Annotated in this window: 15 protein-coding genes and 1 riboswitch; of the genes, 10 read left to right on the top strand and 5 right to left on the bottom strand. The window is 42.2% G+C overall.

The window, feature by feature from the left end:
• Nucleotides 1–36 precede the first annotated feature (36 nt).
• Genes uxaC through IEY67_RS00200 form a run of 3 tightly spaced genes read right to left on the bottom strand, consistent with a single transcriptional unit; the run spans nucleotide 37 to nucleotide 3,203 of the window.
• Nucleotides 37–1,440 (bottom strand): glucuronate isomerase, encoded by a 1,404-nt coding sequence (uxaC, locus tag IEY67_RS00210; RefSeq protein ID WP_183670538.1) that lies wholly within the window; start codon nucleotides 1,438–1,440, stop codon nucleotides 37–39.
• Between the two features lie 3 nt (nucleotides 1,441–1,443).
• Nucleotides 1,444–2,112: a bifunctional 4-hydroxy-2-oxoglutarate aldolase/2-dehydro-3-deoxy-phosphogluconate aldolase gene (locus IEY67_RS00205; RefSeq protein WP_122355076.1), complete on the bottom strand. Its 669-nt coding sequence runs from the start codon at nucleotides 2,110–2,112 to the stop codon at nucleotides 1,444–1,446.
• Nucleotides 2,113–2,159: 47 nt separating this feature from the next.
• A complete protein-coding gene (locus tag IEY67_RS00200; protein ID WP_122355074.1) occupies nucleotides 2,160–3,203 on the bottom strand; it encodes a sugar kinase in 1,044 nt (347 codons plus the stop codon).
• Between the two features lie 320 nt (nucleotides 3,204–3,523).
• Here IEY67_RS00200 and IEY67_RS00195 point away from each other — a divergent pair, with 320 nt between their 5' ends.
• Both IEY67_RS00195 and IEY67_RS00190 read left to right on the top strand, forming a co-directional pair.
• Nucleotides 3,524–3,970: a helix-turn-helix transcriptional regulator gene (locus IEY67_RS00195; protein ID WP_183670540.1), complete on the top strand. Its 447-nt coding sequence runs from the start codon at nucleotides 3,524–3,526 to the stop codon at nucleotides 3,968–3,970.
• Nucleotides 3,971–4,476: 506 nt separating this feature from the next.
• Entirely contained in the window at nucleotides 4,477–5,391 is a 915-nt protein-coding gene (locus IEY67_RS00190; RefSeq protein WP_122375177.1) for an Rpn family recombination-promoting nuclease/putative transposase, read from the top strand.
• 121 nt (nucleotides 5,392–5,512) lie between these two features.
• On the opposite strand, the gene IEY67_RS00185 is transcribed toward IEY67_RS00190, so the two are convergent.
• A complete protein-coding gene (locus IEY67_RS00185; protein WP_122375176.1) occupies nucleotides 5,513–6,694 on the bottom strand; it encodes a DUF418 domain-containing protein in 1,182 nt (393 codons plus the stop codon).
• Nucleotides 6,695–6,889: 195 nt separating this feature from the next.
• On the opposite strand from IEY67_RS00185, the gene IEY67_RS00180 reads away from it, so the two are divergent.
• Complete coding sequence (locus IEY67_RS00180) at nucleotides 6,890–7,222, top strand: DMT family transporter (RefSeq protein ID WP_183670542.1); 333 nt, start codon at nucleotides 6,890–6,892, stop codon at nucleotides 7,220–7,222.
• A 74-nt stretch (nucleotides 7,223–7,296) separates the two neighbouring features.
• Nucleotides 7,297–8,826 carry a BACON domain-containing protein gene (locus tag IEY67_RS00175; RefSeq protein ID WP_183670544.1) on the top strand — a complete coding sequence of 510 codons (1,530 nt, stop codon included), beginning with the start codon at nucleotides 7,297–7,299 and terminating at the stop codon, nucleotides 8,824–8,826.
• 63 nt (nucleotides 8,827–8,889) lie between these two features.
• On the opposite strand, the gene ribB is transcribed toward IEY67_RS00175, so the two are convergent.
• Entirely contained in the window at nucleotides 8,890–9,522 is a 633-nt protein-coding gene (gene ribB / locus IEY67_RS00170; protein ID WP_183670546.1) for a 3,4-dihydroxy-2-butanone-4-phosphate synthase, read from the bottom strand.
• A 124-nt stretch (nucleotides 9,523–9,646) separates the two neighbouring features.
• Nucleotides 9,647–9,773: riboswitch (FMN riboswitch) on the bottom strand.
• 558 nt (nucleotides 9,774–10,331) lie between these two features.
• On the opposite strand from ribB, the gene IEY67_RS00165 reads away from it, so the two are divergent.
• From IEY67_RS00165 to IEY67_RS00140, 6 genes are all read left to right on the top strand, one after another.
• Nucleotides 10,332–13,613, top strand: coding sequence for a SusC/RagA family TonB-linked outer membrane protein (locus IEY67_RS00165; RefSeq protein ID WP_183670548.1), 3,282 nt, complete (start codon nucleotides 10,332–10,334; stop codon nucleotides 13,611–13,613).
• 15 nt (nucleotides 13,614–13,628) lie between these two features.
• Complete coding sequence (locus tag IEY67_RS00160; RefSeq protein ID WP_183670551.1) at nucleotides 13,629–15,482, top strand: RagB/SusD family nutrient uptake outer membrane protein; 1,854 nt, start codon at nucleotides 13,629–13,631, stop codon at nucleotides 15,480–15,482.
• Nucleotides 15,483–15,553: 71 nt separating this feature from the next.
• Nucleotides 15,554–17,329: a DUF6057 family protein gene (locus IEY67_RS00155; protein ID WP_229800908.1), complete on the top strand. Its 1,776-nt coding sequence runs from the start codon at nucleotides 15,554–15,556 to the stop codon at nucleotides 17,327–17,329.
• Nucleotides 17,326–18,792 (top strand): TolB family protein, encoded by a 1,467-nt coding sequence (locus tag IEY67_RS00150; protein WP_183670555.1) that lies wholly within the window; start codon nucleotides 17,326–17,328, stop codon nucleotides 18,790–18,792. Before IEY67_RS00155 ends, IEY67_RS00150 begins: the two co-directional genes overlap by 4 nt.
• A 79-nt stretch (nucleotides 18,793–18,871) precedes the next feature.
• The gene (locus IEY67_RS00145; protein WP_122351995.1) at nucleotides 18,872–19,057 is read left to right on the top strand and encodes a hypothetical protein; all 186 of its coding nucleotides are present in this window, start codon (nucleotides 18,872–18,874) and stop codon (nucleotides 19,055–19,057) included.
• A 46-nt stretch (nucleotides 19,058–19,103) separates the two neighbouring features.
• On the top strand, nucleotides 19,104–20,168 hold the full coding sequence (locus IEY67_RS00140; protein WP_183670557.1) for a winged helix DNA-binding domain-containing protein: 1,065 nt from the start codon (nucleotides 19,104–19,106) through the stop codon (nucleotides 20,166–20,168).
• The last annotated feature ends 14 nt before the right edge of the window (nucleotides 20,169–20,182 follow it).

Below are 20,182 nucleotides of genomic sequence, written 5' to 3'. Positions count from 1 at the left end.
AAAAGAATAATCGATTGGCGTACTTCTTTTATTGTATTAGAATCCGAAATACTCTTTCGCATTCTGATAGCTGATATCTTCTACCATCTTGCCGATGAAAGGAATTTCAGAAACAGGCAATTCGCCGTTTTCTACCTCCTTACCCAGCATATTGCAAAGGATACGGCGGAAATATTCGTGACGCGGATAAGACAGGAAACTGCGTGAATCGGTCAACATGCCGACAAAGCGGCTCAATAAGCCTAGGTCGGAAAGTGTATTCATCTGAGCTTCCATACCGTGTATCTGATCGAGGAACCACCAGCCTGCACCATACTGCATCTTGCCCGGTTGTGAGCCGTCATTGAAGCTGTAAGCTGTAGTCATCATGACAGCGCTGTCTTTCGGATTCAGGTTGTAGAAGATCGACTTCGCCAACATTCCTTCTTCTTCCAGGCGGCTCAGGAAATGGATCATCGGAACCGCAACCGGTGCATCGTCGATCGCATCGTATCCGGTATCAGGACCTAACAGTTTGAACATACGGGCATTGTTGTTGCGCGTCGGACCGATGTGGAACTGCTGTACCCAGTCGGTTTTTGCATCCATAACAGCCAGCTCATACAGGATGGCAGAACGGAATTTATCCACTTCTTCAGCCGTTAAAGCTTTGTTCATACGTGCTTTCATGAAGATCGCTTCGATTTCGGCATTCGTATACGGTGCGGCATAGAACGTGGTCAGACCGTGGTCGGACACGCGACAGCCTTCGGCAGCAAAATAATCGTGACGTTTCTGCAAAGCACCCAGCAGATCCTTGAAAGAAAGGATTGTCGTGTCGGATGCCGCTTCCAGTTTACCAAGATATTCGTTGTAGGCAACCGTATTGTCGATCGCCATCGCTTTATCCGGACGCCAGGTAGGAAGAACTTTGGTCTTCAACGAGGTGTTGCGGATGGCTTTGTGATATTCCAGCGAATCGACCGGATCGTCGGTCGTACAGACTACCTCTACATTCATGCGCTCCATGATGGCTTGTGCACGGAATTCCGGGGTTTGCAGTTTGGCGGTACATTCGTCGTATATTTCGCGTGCCGTGGAAGGATTCAACACCTTGTCGACACCGAATATGCGGCTCAGTTCCAGATGAGTCCAGTGGTAAAGCGGGTTACGCATCGCATGTTGCAGCGTGTCTGCCCATTTCTGGAATTTCTCAAAAGCCGGTTTATTGCCGGTAATATATTCTTCGGGAACACCGTTTGCACGCATGGCACGCCATTTGTAATGGTCTCCGCCCAGCCAAATCTCTGTCAGGTCGGCAAATTGATAATTGTCGGCTATTTGTTGCGGGATCAAATGACAGTGATAGTCGATGATCGGCATTTTCTCTGCATGCTCGTGGTACAGCTTTTGTGCTGTCTCCGTCTGTAGCAGGAAATCTGAATCAAGAAATGGTTTCATAACTTAACGGTATTTTTTGATGATCTCTAATGCATTGACACAAAGGTCTGTGATTGCTTTCCAGTCTTTCGCTGCGATCGCTTCTTTCGGGAATAGTTTGGAACCCATACCTACACAGGTAACGCCGGCTTTGAACCAGCCTGACAGGTTCTCTTCTGTCGGTTCTACAGCTCCGGTTGCCATGATCAGCGACCAGGGCATCGGCGCTTTCATATTTTTTACGAAGGAAGGACCGCCTACGTTTCCGGCAGGGAAAACCTTGCACAGGTCGCATCCTACTTCCTGGGCAAAACCGATCTCGGAAACAGAACCGCATCCTGGAGTATAAGGAACCAGACGGCGGTTACATACTTTTGCAATTTCCGGATTGAACAACGGACCTACCACGAAGTTTGCTCCCAGTTGCAGGAACAATGCGGCAGTAGCCGGATCGACGATTGAACCGATACCCAGGATCATTTCCGGACATTCTTTTGCTGCATATTTTACCAGTTCGGCAAATACTTCGTGCGCAAAATCACCACGGTTTGTAAATTCGAATGCACGGACACCGCCATCGTAACAAGCTTTCACTACTTGTTTCGCTGTTTCTATATCACTATTGTAGTAAACAGGTACCATGCCGGTGCTGATCATCGCATTCAATACCTGTAATTTATTAAATCTGGCCATAATTATGTATATTCTTAATTATATTACTGTCAACTGTCAATTTTCAACTATCTTGAAACGCGTCCTGACCCGTCGCCTTCCATCAGTTTTTCCACTTCGTCGACGGTAACCTGGTTGAAGTCGCCGTAGATGGTATGTTTCAGGCAGGAAGCGGCAACAGCAAAGTCGAGTGCTTTCTGGTCGTCAGTCGTATAAGTAAGCAGACCGTAGATCAGGCCGCCCATGAAAGAGTCACCGCCACCGACACGGTCGACGATGTGGGTAATATCGTAACGGCGAGACTGATACAGTTTACCATCCGCATATAAAACGCCTCCCCATGTATTGTGGTTGGCGTTGATAGAACCGCGCAAGGTGATGATCACTTTCTTTGCGCGTGGGAATTTAGCCATCAGTTGTGTACATACCGATTCAAATTCGGCTGCATTCACCTGGCCTTCAGTCTGTGCCACATCGAAACCTTCCGGCTTGATACCGAATACCTTTTCCGCATCTTCCTCGTTGCCCAGGATCACATCGCAACCGGCAACCAGTTCGGGCATTACTTCAGAAGCCTTCTTTCCGTATTTCCAGAGATTTTTGCGGTAGTTCAGGTCGCAGGATACAGGTACGCCCAGTTTATTGGCAGCCTGAATCGCTTCCAGACAGGCATCGGCAGCACCTTGTGAGATAGCCGGAGTGATACCGGTCCAGTGGAACCAGGAAGCATCTTTCAGTACTTCTTCCCAGTTGATCATTCCCGGTTCTATTTCAGCGATAGAAGAATGAGCACGGTCGTAAACAACTTTACTGGCGCGGGCTACGGCTCCTGTTTCCAGGAAATAGATACCCAGACGGTCGCCTCCGTAAACGATGTGAGAGGTTCCGACACCATATTTACGTAAATCCATTACGCAGGCACGTGCAATATCATTTTTCGGCAAACGAGTAACGAACTCAGTGTCGATTCCATAATTTGCCAACGATACGGCAACGTTTGCTTCGCCACCTCCGAAGGTAGCATTCAGTTGATTTGTCTGATTGAAACGGAGATAATCTGGTGTGGCCAGTCTAAGCATTATCTCTCCAAAGGTGATTACTTTTTTATCCATGGCATAAACTTTTATATTCCAGTGCAAAAGTAGTAGATTATATTTAATATCCTACAATGTGTGTGCGAAAACATTTGCACAAAATGGAATTAAAACAGGCATGTCTTGTTTATATTCTGCGCTAAGAACGATTTCCCTTTCCTGTTCCTTATATTGAATGGCTATAGCGGCTTTATTTGTAAAATACTATCGGAGTGTGAGTGTTTTACTCTTTGATGCAATGAGAAAAAAGGCGGAACGTTCTGTTATATCCTTGCATCTTCATCGAAATATGGAGATTTGTTCATATATTTGTTTCACTCTTAAAATAAGATAATAATATGAATACGGAAAATGTAAAGGATAGGAATGTTCATCAGGGTGTTAATGTCAGAAGGATACGTCGGTATGAGGGTATGAAACAGGAAACGCTGGCCAATGAATTGGGCGTCAACCAACAATGTGTTTCCCGACTGGAACAGCAGCCTGTAATAAAAAAAGAATATATGGATAAAATTGCGGCTATCCTGAAAGTTACACCGGAAGTTATTGAAAATATGGAAGAAGCACCAATTTCTGTAATTTTTGAGAATAATAAATTCGAAAGTGGAAGTAATAATAATGCTATAGGCTGTAATAACGGTGAAATAAATGACAATAGGCAAATTCATCCTGTAGAACAAATTCTCGAACTTACCAAAGAGAACGCCTCCTTATACGAACGTATGATGGCTAATGAAAAAGAGAAAGTAGCCTTATTAGAGAAGTTATTGAACGAGAAGAAATAAATAGAAAAATGTAATATCATCTATCATACTATCATTATTCTGTGTAAGTGATATATAATCAGTTTGTTATTTTATGATAGTTCCCGTTTTTAACTATCATTCAACTATCATAGGACTATCATTGCCTATTTTGAAAGTTGAATAGACAGTGTCTTTTCTTGAATGATTATATAGTTAAAAGTCAGAGATATAATAATTAATGTTGTTTGACACCCGGGTCTCAATATCCTCGACACCCGGGTGTGAGCATCGTCGGGATGGGGGTGTGAAAAGGGCTAAGACGGGCATCCCGGCAACAAAAAGCAACTACTTTCATGAAAATAGATTATAGTTTCCGGATAAAAAAGTAAGAGGAAGATTCGAATGGAAGTAGGGTATCCGCTAACGGGATGCGTTTTTTAATGAGTGGGATGAGGCGTTATGATATAAAAAAGGGCCGAATGTGTCTATTCATCCATGAAAGATGTATATCTTTGTGAATTACGTAACACATAAAACACTTAATTATGAAAAATTCAGATCCGAAAGCCATGGCAGAGAATGAAAGAAAAGAATTGCAGGACCGGTATATCCGTTTCGATTGGGCCATCAAACGTTTATTGCGTCAGAAGGCCAACTTCGATGTGCTTAACGGCTTCCTGACTGTCATGCTGCGGGAAGAGGTCAGTATCCTTGAAATTCTCGAAAGCGAGAGCAACCAGGAAAGTGCCGACGACAAATTCAATCGTGTCGATATCAAAGCCTTGAACAGTAAAGGAGAGGTTATCATCGTTGAAATCCAGAACACTCGCGAAGTTCATTATCTCGAACGCATTCTTTACGGTGTAGCCAAAGCCATCACCGAGCATATCTCGCTGGGTGAAGGTTATCAGAAAGTGAAGAAAGTGTACTCCATCAGTATCCTTTATTTTGACCTCGGTGTAGGTACGGATTATTTCTATCATGGGCAGAATCATTTCACAGGTGTGCATACCGGCGACCGTCTGCGAATCAACATGCGTGACCGTGATGCCGTCATCACCCGCCTGCCGGCTGAGATCTTCCCCGAGTACATCCTGATTCGTGTAAACGAGTTCGACAAAGTTGCCTCGACACCTCTGGACGAATGGATCAAATACCTGAAAGACGGTACGATCCGTCCCGATACGACAACGCCGGGCCTTCGTGAAGCACGTGAAAAGCTGAAATACTATTCGATGTCTTCGCAGGAACGTCATGCGTATGACGAACACCTGAATGTGATCATGATCCAGAACGACGTGCTCGATACCGCCAAATGGGAAGGCCGGATCGAGGGGCTTGCCGAAGGAAAAGCGGAAGCCTTACACCAGACAGCTGCCAATATGAAATGTATGGGTATGAAAATTACCGACATTGCAAAATGTACGGGATTGCCGGTTGAGGAGATAGAGAAGCTATAGAATGTGAAATATTTTTCAGTTGACAGTTGACAAGTGATAGTTACTTCGGCTTTCGGTAGATTTATTTATCTGGCATGAAGTTTAACTGTCATTTGTCAACTGTCAACTTTTGAAATGAATATTATTTGTAATTGATCCAGGTCAGTTTATGCCATATGCCTTCCAGTGGTCCTTGTTTATGTCCCTTCAACCACCATTTACAGAAACTAACCTGCAACAGGAACAAAACGAAACCGATCAGCAGACTGACTGTGTATCCGCAATAAGGAGCCAGGTATAATCCGAACGGGAAATAGATGATAGCTCCCAGAATAGACTGAGAGATATAGTTTGTCAGACTCATTTTTCCGTAAAAACGCAAGCCTGAAGTCAGTTTCTTGAATGATTCTTTCTGATAAAGCAGGACGAAAGAGGAAACCAATACGGCTGTGAAAGCAAATTTCTGCCACATATCCAGGATGACACCGACTGTTTGTTTTATCATAACGGCGTCGCTGTTATCATACAGCGTCACTTTTAGCTGGTAAAGCGGGCAGAACAGGATCGCAGAGACGATAAGCGCCTTTACCCAGAAACGGGTGTTGTTGTCGGAAGTAACGAACAGTTGCTTTCTGCCGATCAGTAATCCCAGCATAAATAACCCGGCTGTTTGCAGGAAGCGTCCGGCACCGATCGCCCAGAACAAACTGGCTTTCTGTCCCAACGTAATATTGCCCCAGATGAATTTCCAGAAATTACCTTCTTTGGTATATTCGGCAACTTCCTTATACATATCGCCGACCCCCAGATTCGGTAAGGTATATTCCGAATTGAACAGGCTGGCGATGTAATGGAACCATTCGACAGGTTGCAGCAACAGGATGATCGCAGTGATCAGCACGGCTTTGTCGCTCCATTTGCGGACGAGGAAGAGGAATAGTCCGACTACGCAGAATAGTAATAACACATCTCCTGCCGGGAAAAAGGCTGCGTTCAGCGTTGCGAAAATGGTCAGCAAAAGCAAGCGCCAGAGGAAACGGTATCCGAAGTCTTTCCCTTTTATCTGTTGGTTGGTATATTGAATGTAAAATGTGAAGCCGAATAGCAACGAAAAAATAGCATACGCTTTCCCCGCAAAAAGTGAGAAGGTAACACTGAACACGCCTTCGTCCAGGATATTCAGCCATTCCGGTTGACTGGCAGGGTCGGGATATACCGGGAAGATAAAGTGTTCCAGATTATGAACAAGAATAATTGCTAATACAGCAAAACCGCGCAGGGCGTCTACCACCTCGATGCGGGGAATTTTAGAAAGAGTTTGCATATCGATTGTTTTTCATTGATTGATAGATTCACGGCAAATATAGGTATAAATTGGAAAAATGCTGTCGAAATGTACGGTCTTTGTTCCATAATGTTTACTATCTTTAGATAATCTTTGTTGTTGAATTTACCATAGGATAATTTTTATCCGGTTCCGACCTGCTAATTTTGCACTGCAAAATAGAAATATCAAGTTATGAAGCAATTTATTTTTCTGTTTCTGGCGATAGTGCTGGAGGTGGTAGGAACAAGTGGGTTGAAAGCATCTGCTCAATTTACAAAGCTAGTGCCGTCGGTGATCACGGTAATTGCTTATGTTTGTGCTTTTTATTTTCTGGGATTGACGCTGAAGACGCTTCCTGTGGGAATTGCTTACGCGATTTGGTCGGGAGTAGGGGTTGTTCTGATTTCCCTTATCGGACTCCTCTTTTTCAAACAGTCTCTGGATTTGCCGGCAGTGGTCGGACTGGGGCTGATTATAGCCGGGGTTATAATCATTAATATATTTTCAAAGTCGGTTTCTCATTAGGATATGTAACATTGTATGAAATATTTTATAACTTGGCTGCGGTTTATTTATCTGATATATTAATTCTTTACATAATGAAACGCAGACTTCCTTTATATTTAGTACTTTTTCTTTTACTGACGACTTTGCTGATTTCCTGTAGTGGGCTTGAAAGAGAAAAAGATACGCTTAAACTGGATAAAACTTCCATGACTATCAATCAGGAAGGAGGAAATGAGTATCTGACTCTTATAAGCAACGGTCCGTGGCAGGTACAGGATGTCCCTGACTGGATTTCGATGGACAGAACGTCGGGTGACTATTCGGACGGTATTACGTTAGAGGTGGCAGAAAATCCGGAAAATGGTCGTCGAAAGGCCTCTTTGCTATTTATCCGGGGAAAAGCCAGCGAGGCATTGGAGGTCGAACAGTTGGGGCTGGATGAGGTCGCTCCTTTTATAGAATTGGATACTTACATGCTGAATTCAAGCAGCTTGGTTAGCAGTTTCCGGGTAAAACTGACTACCAACCGCCCCTGGAAATTGTACTTTGCTCCGGATTGGATCACTGTTACACCTTCTTCCGGCGATCAATCGACCGAGATAACGGTTTCCATAGCCGAAAATCGTAATTTGGAGGGGAGGGAGTCGGTTGTTGTATTTCAGGGTGAATCTGAAAATAAGCCGTTGAAGATTAGTCAACAGGGACTTGGTGATATGGCCATATCGCCGGGATTATTTATCTTCCATTTTGAGCGGATGAAGTATGATTTAAAATTAAATCAGTTGGAAGGATGGGCTAATTATTTGTTTATTAATCCTTCTATACAAGATGATATCTACCTGGGTAATCTTGTTTGTCCAACAGCTCGGTCCAATACATATATACCCGGCTTTTCCGGATATACATACAATCCGATAACCGTTTCGACATCTTCACCGGCCGTTTCCGAAGTCATGAAAACCTATCTTCCTTCGTTGTCGGAACAGGAAGTTTTTGCCCGGCAGATCGCAGAACAAATAACCAACGGGGAAGGTGGAGCTATTATTGAAAGTTTAAAAGGATCGTCATTTTATAATCATAAGCAATTGCATGTGATCGGCATGATTAATCTGGGTGTGAAGCTGGATGAACTTGTGTCAGGAGCATCTTATATGGAAAAAGATATGCCCCGGAAGTACGGACTTATTTATTCTTTCAAACGAACATTCTTTAGCTTGGATATGGATATTCCTGAAAAACTGATACAGGAGGAATTAAAAGAGGCAGATAGGGAAAAAGGAGCGGCATATGTTTCGTCGGTTACTTACGGCAGGGTCGGTTTGCTGATTGTCGAGTCGGATGCAGATCCGGGAGAGGTACAAGCGGTTATAGATAAGCTGATGGGAAATAAACCTTTATCGCAGCAGGAGACAGAACTGCTTTCAGTAACAGATATTTACTATGTTTATTTCGATAAAGACAAGAACGTACAAATCGAAAAAGGCGGTCAAGAGGTTGTAACTGCTTATAAAGAAGCTATACGTATAGGAACAGATGGTATTTATCCCGTCGAATTTAGTTTGGCTAATTATATGGATAATTCCCCTTATACGTTTTCGTTCGTTTATATGCCGGGGAAATAAAATATGCAGATGACACGGATTAACTTGTCTGATCCGTGTCATCTGCATGCCATTTAAGTCTGACTAGCATGTTCTGTATTTACATATATCGTCTACGGATACGACCGTCATGTCATGTAATGTGGCAAAGCGAATGATTTCGGGAAGTCGGGCCATCGTTCCGTCCTCGTTGGTTAATTCACATAAAACGGCTGTATCGCCCAATCCGGCAAGTTTGACCAGGTCGACGCTTCCTTCCGTATGTCCTCTTCTTTCCAGCACTCCGTTCTCTTTGGCCTGCAGGGGAAAAACGTGTCCCGGGTGTGACAGGTCTTCCGGTTTTGCATCAGGTGCAATGGCTGTTTTGATCGTTTGTATCCTGTCGGCTGCCGATACGCCGGTGGTAACTCCCTCTCTGGCTTCTATCGAGATGGTGAATGCGGTCTGATTCTTACTTGTGTTCTCTCCTACCATCTGACGTAATCCGAGTGAGTCGCATTTTTCAGGGGTGAGGCAGAGACAGACGATACCACTGCATTCGCGTATCATTAATGCCATATCTTTTACCGTCATTTTTTCTGCGGAGTAAATAATGTCGCCTTCATTTTCCCTATTCTCGTCATCGACAAGTAGAATTCCCTTGCCTGCCTGTAAGTAACTGATTGCTTTTTCTACACGTGCTTTGTAATCGATGCCGAAATCTTTGATCGTTTTCATTTTCAAACCCTGTTTTTAAGTAGTTGTTTATAATTAAGGTATTACAACAGGGCTGGAAGGTATTACATATAACATTCTCCTACATATATAAATATATAGGCAGATATTATATTATACATTATAATGTCTTCTTCTCTCATCCAGACTTTAACTGTCGGTTCCGGAATTACACCAGATCAGTCCCCTGTGATACAGAGGAGTCGCGGACTGTCACCGCCGGTAGGGAATTACGCCCTGCCCCGAAGAATACTCACCACAAAAGTAACAAGAATTAGGAAATGTGAGAATATGAAACGGTTAAAAATGTTTGAATTCTGATTTAAGTATCGATTTGATAATGGAAGAATATTTTGCCGAAGCTATTTTACTGATACTTACATGGTCCCCTTGAATGTTGATGTTTGTGTGGAATGAGAGGCATTGTGAAAATATCTCTAGTTCTGAAAGAACTCTGTTTAGTCGAGACAAATATATTAAAATATTTACTTAAACATGATTTAATTATATAAAAATGTGGTGGCATGGTCCAATTTTAACAAATGGAATAGGTGTATGTGCAGAATACTCTAAAAATAAATCAAGAAATTGATACCATACCTTACAATTTATAAGCTCAATGGAATGAAGCTGGTACCCTGTATATAAATATGTCGATGTAGGGACAGAGTTCTTTCAGAACTAGATAAAAAACAACAAGCAAATGAGAATAAAAAGTACGCCAAATTTCATAGTATGAGAATGAATATAAGTGATCATACGCAGGACTGACGCCCTTTTTATAAAAGATGTATTCTTTAAATTATAACTTTATGTTGAAAAAAACTAAATTAGTAAGTCTAATGCTACTGGCGGGAGTTTTAACTGTTCCCGTAGGAGTTTCTGCGGATATAACGCCGGAGAGACCGTCAGTAAGTCTGGCCCAACAAAATGGGAAGGTCACATGTGTGGTAGAGGATTCATTCGGCCCTGTGGTCGGAGCTTCAGTTATTATTAAAGGAACAACCAACGGAAATGTGACCGACATGGATGGTAAGGTTGTACTGGAAGATGTAAAGAAAGGAGATGTTATCCAGATTTCATACATCGGATATGCAACACAGGAAATTACGTATACAGGACAACCTTCAGTCTCTGTAAAACTAAAGGAAGACTCACAAGCTTTGGAGGAAGTGGTGGTCGTAGGATACGGCACACAGAAAAAAGAGAATTTGACCGGTGCTGTAGCGCAGGTTGCAGGCGATGTTTTGGAAAACCGTCCTATTACGAATGTGGGACAAGGGCTGCAGGGGGTTGTACCCAACTTGAATGTAACGATGAGTAAAGGAGGGGCTCCGGGAAGTAGCTCTGATTTTAATATTCGTGGTAATAACTCTATTAATGGCGGTAGCCCACTGGTGCTGGTAGATAATGTCCAAATGGATGCTAACCTTGTTAATCCGGATGATATTGCCTCTATTTCTGTTTTAAAGGATGCTGCATCTGCCGCTATCTATGGCGCTCGTGCTGCTTATGGCGTTATCCTGATTACGACAAAGAAAGGTAAGAGTGAACAAAAGCCTCAGATTTCCGTATCTGCAAGCGGTTATTGGCAAAGTCCGGCATTAAGGATGCATAATATTAACTCTCTGGATTATTTGGAAATGAGAGATATTGCAGCAGCAAATAGTGGAATGAGTTCTTTGATCACTCCGGGACAGTTGGATTACGTAAAGGCTTATATGAATGGCTCTTACAAATATCCGGAATATTTCGATCAATCACAAGATCAAAGTAGATGGCTTTATTGTGGTAACACAGACTGGTTTAATGAGCTGTACAAAACAAGCTTTTCACAACAATACAACGTTAATATCAGTGGTGGAGATTCAAAAACCACGTATTATGGTTCAGTTGGTTTTGCAGACCAGAATGGTATTTTGAAAACTGCTGATGATAGTTACAAGAAATTTAATGCCACATTGAATCTTTCTTCGCAATTGACAAAATGGCTGCAGGTAAGTGCTAAAATCACAGACAACTATTCTACGGAGGATCACCCTATTACTAACTCTACGGCAGGAATTGATGCTTATGGTGGTATGTTGAAAAATGACTTAAGTCCGTTGATGCCTGTACGTTTCGGGCATACCGGCAGACTGGTTTACAGTCCTGGTGCGGCTGCTATTAATGATTCCGGTTTAGGTATCCAGACTTCAGGCGATTATGTTTATGAAGATGAGGGTGTTAATAACTACTCCGGGCAGAATGGAAACACGAATCCTGCTGCTGTCGGAGATTTAGGAGGCTATACGAAATATAAGGTCAACGATATATGGTTAACTGGTGCCGTGAAGCTTACTCCGTTAGAAGGGTTGGTTATTAATGCAGATTATACATATAATATATATAGCAAGAATTCTTCAGAGGTTCAGCGGACATTTACTGATTATACAGCAGTTGCCGGAACCGAAGCTCTTTATGGTTGGACAAAGCCGAGTTATGCCAATTATACGACCAATGAAGATTATTACTATGCTTTCAACGCATTTGCAGAATATACCAAATCATTCTTGGATAATACGCATAATTTCAAAATTATGGCTGGTTATAACCAGGAGAAAAAGTCTAACAAAAAATATAATGCTAAGCGCACAAACCTGATTGTTGAAGACATTCCTGACTTGGATTTGGCTACAGGCGAACAGAGTATGTCTTCAGAAGATACCTATTGGGCTATTAATGGTTTCTTCTTCCGTCTTAACTACAACTATAAACAACGTTATCTGCTTGAAGTAAACGGACGTTATGACGGTTCATCCAAGTTTGCGAAAGATCATCGTTATGCTTTCTTTCCATCTGTTTCTGCTGCATGGCGTATTTCAGAAGAAAACTTCTGGCAACCGTTGAAAGGTTGGTGGAATGACATGAAGATTCGTGGATCTTACGGTTCACTAGGTAATCAGGTTATGGGTGATTTGGGCAATTTCCCTTATTTAGCAACTTATGGAACAAATTCATCTTATAATTATTTGATCAACGGTTCCAAACCCGTTATTGTAAAAGCTCCGGGACTTGTTGCTTCTGATTTTACCTGGGAGACTGTTACTCAAATGGACTTTGGTTTTGATGCTTCATTTTTAAGTAATCGTTTGACCGGATCATTTGACTGGTACCGTCGTAATACGAAAGATATGTTGGTAGCAGGAGCAACTTTACCCGCAACGCTGGGAGCGAGTGTTCCTAAAAGCAATTCTGCTGATATGAAGACGATTGGATGGGAACTTTCTTTAGGTTGGAACGACCGGTTAGAAAACGGACTCTCTTATTGGGTAAAAGGTGTTTTATCTGACTATCAGGCAACAATTACCAAATATGCTGGAAATGATGCTGGTTTCTATTCACAGAGCGATGATGATGGTAAGTATTATGTAGGACAGAAGATCGGCGAAATCTGGGGGTATCATTCAAATGGTCTTTTCCAATCGGATGCTGAAGCAGCTGCAGCAGACCAAAGTGAGCTTTATGCAGGTAAATGGGGTGCCGGTGATGTAAAATACGAAGATTTGGATGGTGATGGTAAAATAACAAAAGGTGAGGAAACAATCTATAATCCCGGTGATAAGAGTATTATAGGAAATAAAACACCTCGTTATCAGTTTGGTCTTACTGTCGGGTTTGATTATAAGAATTTTGATTTTGAAATGTTCTGGCAAGGAACAGGAAAGCGTGATTATATGCTGAGTGGCGCTCAGTTCTGGGGTTTCACCAGCCAGTGGGATGTTCCGTATACTCCGGCTTTGGATTATTGGACTGAGACGAATACGAACGCTTATTTCCCAAGACCGGGATGGCAAAATGGCGGTAACAGGGTGACAAGCGATCGTTATTTGCAAAGTGCAGCTTATGGACGTTTGAAGAATTTGACGGTAGGTTATACAATCCCGAAGAATCTGACAGCCAAATGGGGTATTTCTCGTCTGAGGTTATATGTAACAGGAGAAAACTTGCTGACTATCACTCCGCTGAATGATGCATTCGACCCTGAGACTCTGGGTGGTTTGACATACCCGATTAACAGAAAAGTTGCAATTGGATTAAATTTAACACTGTAAAAACAAGAGAAGACAATGAAAACTATATATATTTTATTAGGATTAAGTCTTGGATTATTGGGAGGATTTACGGCTTGTGACGTGACGGATCTCAATCCTAAAGACAGTATTACTGATAATAGCTATTGGAATACGGTAAGTGACCTGGAAAATTATGCCAAAGGCTTTTACATGAATTTGACAGGAAAGGGATTAAGGTCAGACGGAACTGAAAATCTGGATGATTTAACGGCTCTTGATGAAAGATGTGACAATCGTTTAACCGCTTCTCCCGACCAGTGGCTGTTTAATGAATGGGTTATACCTTCTGAAGCAAATTTCGATTCAAAATGGTACTGGAATAATATTCGCAACCTGAACTATTTTATGACTCGTTATCAACGGGTAAATGCTTCTGAATCTGAAGTGAATCCGGTTGTTGCCGTAGTCCGCTTTTTCCGTGCTTTTGACTATTTTGATAAGATTAAAACATTTGGAGATGTTCCCTGGTATGATAAGGATCTGACAACTGCAGATACCGATGAATTGTATAAGGCACGTGACGACCGTGACTTGGTATTGGGGAAAATTATCGAAGATCTGGAATTTGCAATCGAATGGCTGCCGGAGAAAAGCGCGGCAGAGGTAGGTGCTTTACATAAGGATGCTGCCCGTACATTCTTGGCTCGTGTTTGTTTGCATTACGGTACGTATAAAAAATATCATAATGTTTCGACTTCGCCTACATCTCAGGAGTTATTGCAAAAAGCAGCAACTCTCGCTAAAGAGGTTATGGATAGTGGACTTTATGATATTGTACAAGGGTCGGATGCCGGAGCAAACCAATCTGCGTTTGCCAATTATCCTTTGTATTATGCCAACCAGTTTACACAGGAGGATTTAGCAAGCAATAAAGAATGTATTTTGGCCCGTGTTTTTGAAACCGATGTATTGACTCACAATCTTGCTCGTGGTGGAGGTGCCGGTCTTTCTAAAGATTTTGCAGAATCGTTCCTTTGCACGGACGGTTTACCTATTGCAAACAGTCAGGCGTATAAAGGTGATGAAACACTGGATGATGAAATGACAAATCGCGATCCTCGTATGTATCAGATTATAGACAGTAAGTTCCGTCCATATACAGTGAAAAGTAATGGTATGCGTGTGGTAAATTCCGGTATCAATGATAAGAAAGAATTCAGTGGCTCTGAAGAACCGGGGGCTACTGTTCATTCTGCACCGGGATTGACAGGTACATCTACAGGCTATTCACCTATTAAACTGGTTTCGGCAAGTCAGAGTCAGCAGGATGCTGTTAAGACTTCTTCTTATGATTGGTTTGTTTTCCGCTATGCCGAAATCCTGTTGATTTACGCTGAAGCAAAATGTGAATTGAGCGAGTGTACACAAGCTGTTTTAGATGAAACGATCAATAAATTGCGTGACCGTGTTAATATGAAACATCTGACTGTCTCTCCGGTTGCTGATCTGGATCCGGTTGATTACGGATATTCAATAACTCCGCTGTTGTATGAAATTCGTCGTGAACGTCGTATCGAGTTGGCATTAGAAGGTTTCCGTTATGACGATATTATGCGTTGGAATGCGATGAAATTGTTTGAAAATCCCAAAACATATCTGGGTATGCGTGTCACGGATAAAGTAAAAGAATTATATCAACCTGAAGTATTCGAAGGAGCAACAGCTCGTGATTTACTCGAATATAATGGTAAAACTTATATCCGCATGTATTCAGGGAAAAGTCTGAGCGAAGCGGGTCGTAAATGGACTACGAATGATAAGCGTTTATATTATCCGGTTCCGACAAGCCAGATTACATTATCTGCTAGTTACGGTTCTCTTCTGAAGCAGAATCCGGGCTGGGAATAACAGGTCGTTATTAACTGATAAAAACAGGGGATGGGAACATATCTGTCCCCTGTTCTTATTATTTCCTTATTATGAAATTATCCAATATGAAATATAAGAACCTGACATCCGGATTTATCTTGTTCTTTTTGCAAGTTATAGTCTTATTTTATGTATTCCGTTTCCTGTATCCTTTTAAGGAACAATTTCAAATGTTTCAGTTTACGGGACAGTATGCTGCTGCAACATGGAAGCAAGCTGGTGGTGTGGCTCTTTATCTCTCGGAATTTCTTTCACAGTTTTATATTATTATAGGGATAGGTCCCGTTATTACAGCCTTTCTTCTGACTTTGGTCGCTATAGTCTCTTCATTGATTCTGAAAAAAATAAGTATTCGGAATGATTTGCCTGTTGTTTTCTTTCTTCCCTGGCTCTCTTTGCTGATCATGCACCTCGATTACGACTATCTGGAACAGGGAACGATAGCTTATTTGTTTTTGTTACTTTTTTTATGGATATATGTAAACTTATCCCCTCGTATCCGACTTGTTTACGGTCTATGTATAATACCTCTCCTTTATCTGATCGCCGGACCGATTACTCATTTATTTGCTGTTTCCGCTTTTCTTTTTGAGTTTCTGACCAATGGAACAAAGAAATATATTTGTATCATTTATCTGCCGGTTGCAGTTATTTCTGCTGTTGCCGGTTGTTATTCAGGATATAGTCCGAATATCGTTATGGCTTTTTTACCGGATGCTTATTATAATCCGCAAGTCCATAATTCACTAATTTGTTATTCCTGGTATGCCCTTCCGGCAGCCATGTTATTGGCTGCTTTTTTGAAAAAGTATAACTCTCCCGTATCTTTTAAAGGGAAATGTCGGTGGGAAGGTTTTCAATGGGCGATTATTTTTTTATTAGGTTATGAAAGTGTCATCCATTTCGGAAAAATAGATGCTCTCGACCAGTTTCAGCAAGACTATTATGTCCGTACCGGGCAATGGGATAAGATCATAGTTGGTTTTGACCAAACAGTTTTGTCAAAAAGGCGTATGTGTAATTTGAATCTGGCACTAGCGCAGACGGGACAATTATCGGAACGATTATTCGATTATCCGCAGGGAGGGATAGAGACATTGATGTTACGTTGGGATCAGTCGGTGTTCACGGCTGAATTACATAGTGATCTGTATTATTGTATGGGGATTATCAGTACTTCCCAGAAATTTGCTTTTGAGGCGTTGGTCAGTTCCCGCCCTTCTGGTAATCCACGGATGTTGAAGAGACTGGTGGAAACAAATATTATAACAGGAGCTTATCCGGTAGCGGAAAAATATATCCGGCTGCTCGAAAATACCTGGCATTATAAAGAGTGGGCTTCTTCTTACCGTCGTTTTCTGCAGAACGACCAGGCGGTAGAACAAGATCCTGTTTTAGGGTTAAAGCGTCGTTGTTGGAAGGCTGAGGCTGCTATTCCTGAATTATATACAGATCCGGTCAGTACGTTGACACATCTTGTGCCGGCTTGTCCGGATAATAAAAGTGGTTTGCAATATCTGACATCATTCCTGTTACTGAATAAAGATATCGGTACATATATGGTTTTGCAGGAATCTCTTTTCAGGACTCCGGCCTGGCCTGAAATGACTGATAGCCAGCAGGAGGCTGTTGTGATTTGTCGTCCTGACGATCTGCATTTCTGGCTGGAACATGGAGTGAGTGTAAAAGTAAGGAATCAGGCGCTGGCTTTTATGCAGAAAGTAAAAGAGGGAACCCGTTTCGGACAGAACCCGGCAGTAGTATTGGCTCCCGAGTATGGAAAGACTTACTGGTTTTATTATATGTTTAATACAATGGATAAATGAAACAATTGTTATATTTTCTGTTTGCTATATTGTTATCAGGAGGATGTTCTCCTGATCGGCCGCCTGTCGCTTCCGTTCAAATCGATGAGCTACCACCCGTTTATCCGGATTATGTAGATGTGACAATTCCTGCGACAATGGCTCCGCTTAATTTTTCTGTCCGGGGATTTGGGAAGGTCTGTACGGTTTTTCAGACGGAAGGATATACATTTTCTGTATGTACGTCGGATGGATCGCTTTCTATCCCGGAGGAGAAGTGGAAGAAACTGCTGGCTGTGGGCAAAGGAAAACAGGTTGATATCTCTGTGTTGGTGGAAGACGAGGGTAAATGGAAAGCCTTTCGTACTTTTCATATAGATGTGTCGACAGATCCTATCGATTCGTATATTGCTTATCGCTTGATTGATCCGGGTTATCAGTTGTGGGGTAGTATGGGTATCTATCAGCGAGAACTCAACTCTTTCAAACAAGAGGCTATTCTGGAAAACCGCCTGACGGATAGTAATTGTATGAACTGTCATTCGTTCTGTAACCAGGATCCGGATAAAATGTTGCTCCATATTCGTGCTAAATATGGGTGCACAGTGTTAATCGACGGGGAGAAAATAGAGACATTGGATACGAAGACTGAAAATACTATATCACCGCTGGTTTATCCGTCATGGCACCCGTCTGGAAAATATATCGCTTTTTCTGTTAACAATACGACTCAGGATACGCATCCGGTCCATCGGACGGAGGTTTATGACAAAGCTTCCGATGTTGTTGTCTATGATGTGGAAAAACAGACGATTCTGACAACCGGACTTTTATTTTCAAAGAATCGTTTTGAGACATTTCCTACTTTTTCACCGAATGGGAAATCTCTTTATTTCTGTTCAGCCCCGGCTGTGAAGGTTCCGGGAGGATTAAAAGAGCTTCGTTACAGTCTTTGCCGTATTTCGTTCGATCCGGAAAGGGGGATATTCGGATCTGCGGTCGATACGATTTATCATGCGGAAACAGAACAGCGAAGTATCTTGTTCCCCCGCGTTTCTCCGGATGGAAAGTATCTGCTTTGTACGACTACCTCTTACGGAACATTTCCGATCTGGCATAAAGATGCAGATCTTTGTATGTTCGATCTGGCAACAGGCGAACAGATTTCAACAGAGGAAGCGAACAGTCCGGATACGGATAGTTATCATTCCTGGTCGTCCAACAGTAAGTGGGTTGTATTTAGTAGCCGACGGTTGGATGGATTGTATACGCGTCCTTTTATTGCCCATGTCGATGAAGGCGGTATCCTTTCGAAACCGTTTCTTTTACCACAGGAATCTGCCGATTATTATACATGCCTTACCAAGTCGTATAATATTCCGGAATTTGTCAAAGGGAAAGTAAAAATGAATATGTACCGGTTCGCATCCCGGATCAAGGAAGGTAAGAACCGGAAGGTCTCTTTTAGAAGAGTATCAACATAATTGATGGTGATAGCAAGTGCCTGTGAAGGTACTTGCTGTTTTTTTATTACTTTTGTGCAGATCTGTAAAATTACTTATTATGAGTCATAACTGTAACAAATGCCCTTTGAGGGCAAGGCATGATAAAAAGCCACAATCTCTGCTGGGGCGTTTCTGGCGTTGGCATATCGATTTTTGTCCGGGATGGAAAGCTTATTTCACTTCCTTAAACATTGAAGAGCAACAAACTTTACGTGATAAGTATAATTTCACGAAATACCGTTGAATAAGATTACAAACGAATTAGATAATAAGAGACAACTAAAAAAGAAATGCCACTCAATAGAATAACAAACATTCGTTTGTGGAGCCAGCAATTGGTAAAACCAGAGTTTAAGGATCCAAAGGAATTGGTTGCCTGGATGGGAGCTGTTCAGGCACAAGATTATAGAATGGTCAGATGGGCACTTGGTGTCCGGTTGAAATCCGGTTCGTTGAAGACTGTTGAGGATGCCTTTCAGAAAGGAGAGATCCTTCGTACCCATGTGATGCGTCCGACGTGGCATATGGTTACTTCCGACGATATTCGTTGGATGTTGAAGTTGTCTTCGCAGCGGATCATAACGGCATGTAATACGTTTGCCAAAGGGAACGGAATAAATATATCGGAAGAGCTTTATTCCAAAGCGAATGATCATTTTATAAAGGTATTGGCAGGGAATAATCATTTGACTAAACAGGAGTTGGGTGAAGAGATGGTAAATTCCGGTATTATCTCTGATGCTGAAGGGATAGGATATCTGCTGACGCGGGCAGAACAGGAAGCTATTGTCTGTAGCGGAGCGGACAAAGGAGGGAAAGCTACTTATGCTTTGCTAGCCGAACGTGCTCCTATGGCTAAAGAATTACCACGGGAAGAGTCGATTGCTTTATTGGCAAGAAGATACTTCTGTAGTCATTCGCCAGCCAGCCTGAATGATTTCATCTGGTGGTCGGGGTTGTCGGCGACGGAGGCACGCCAGGCGATCGGACTTATCGATTCGGAATTGATCAAGGATAAATTTGCTTCACAGGAGTTATTTGTTCATCAGCTTTGGGATAAGCGAATCAAGAGTAATGAGGTTCTGCATTTTCTACCTTCTTTTGACGAGTATCTGATCAGTTATAAAGACCGGACAGCTGCGATGGATAAAGAGCATCATCCGAAAGCCTTTAATAACTACGGAACTTTTTATCCTGTGATCTTACATAACGGAAAGATTGTCGGAAACTGGAAAAAAATGATAAAGAAAGGTGATATCAAATGTGAAACTTCTTTCTTTGTCGACTGTCCGGATCTGGATAAGGAGTTACTGGAAAAGGCTGAATGCAGGTATAGAGATTTCTATAAAAGATAGTTTTAGCGGAGCCT

It is taken from the genome of Parabacteroides faecis (assembly GCF_014647375.1).
Taxonomy (GTDB): domain Bacteria; phylum Bacteroidota; class Bacteroidia; order Bacteroidales; family Tannerellaceae; genus Parabacteroides; species Parabacteroides faecis.
Note: the sequence above shows the minus strand (reverse complement) of the source record. Positions and strands in the feature narration are given on the sequence as shown.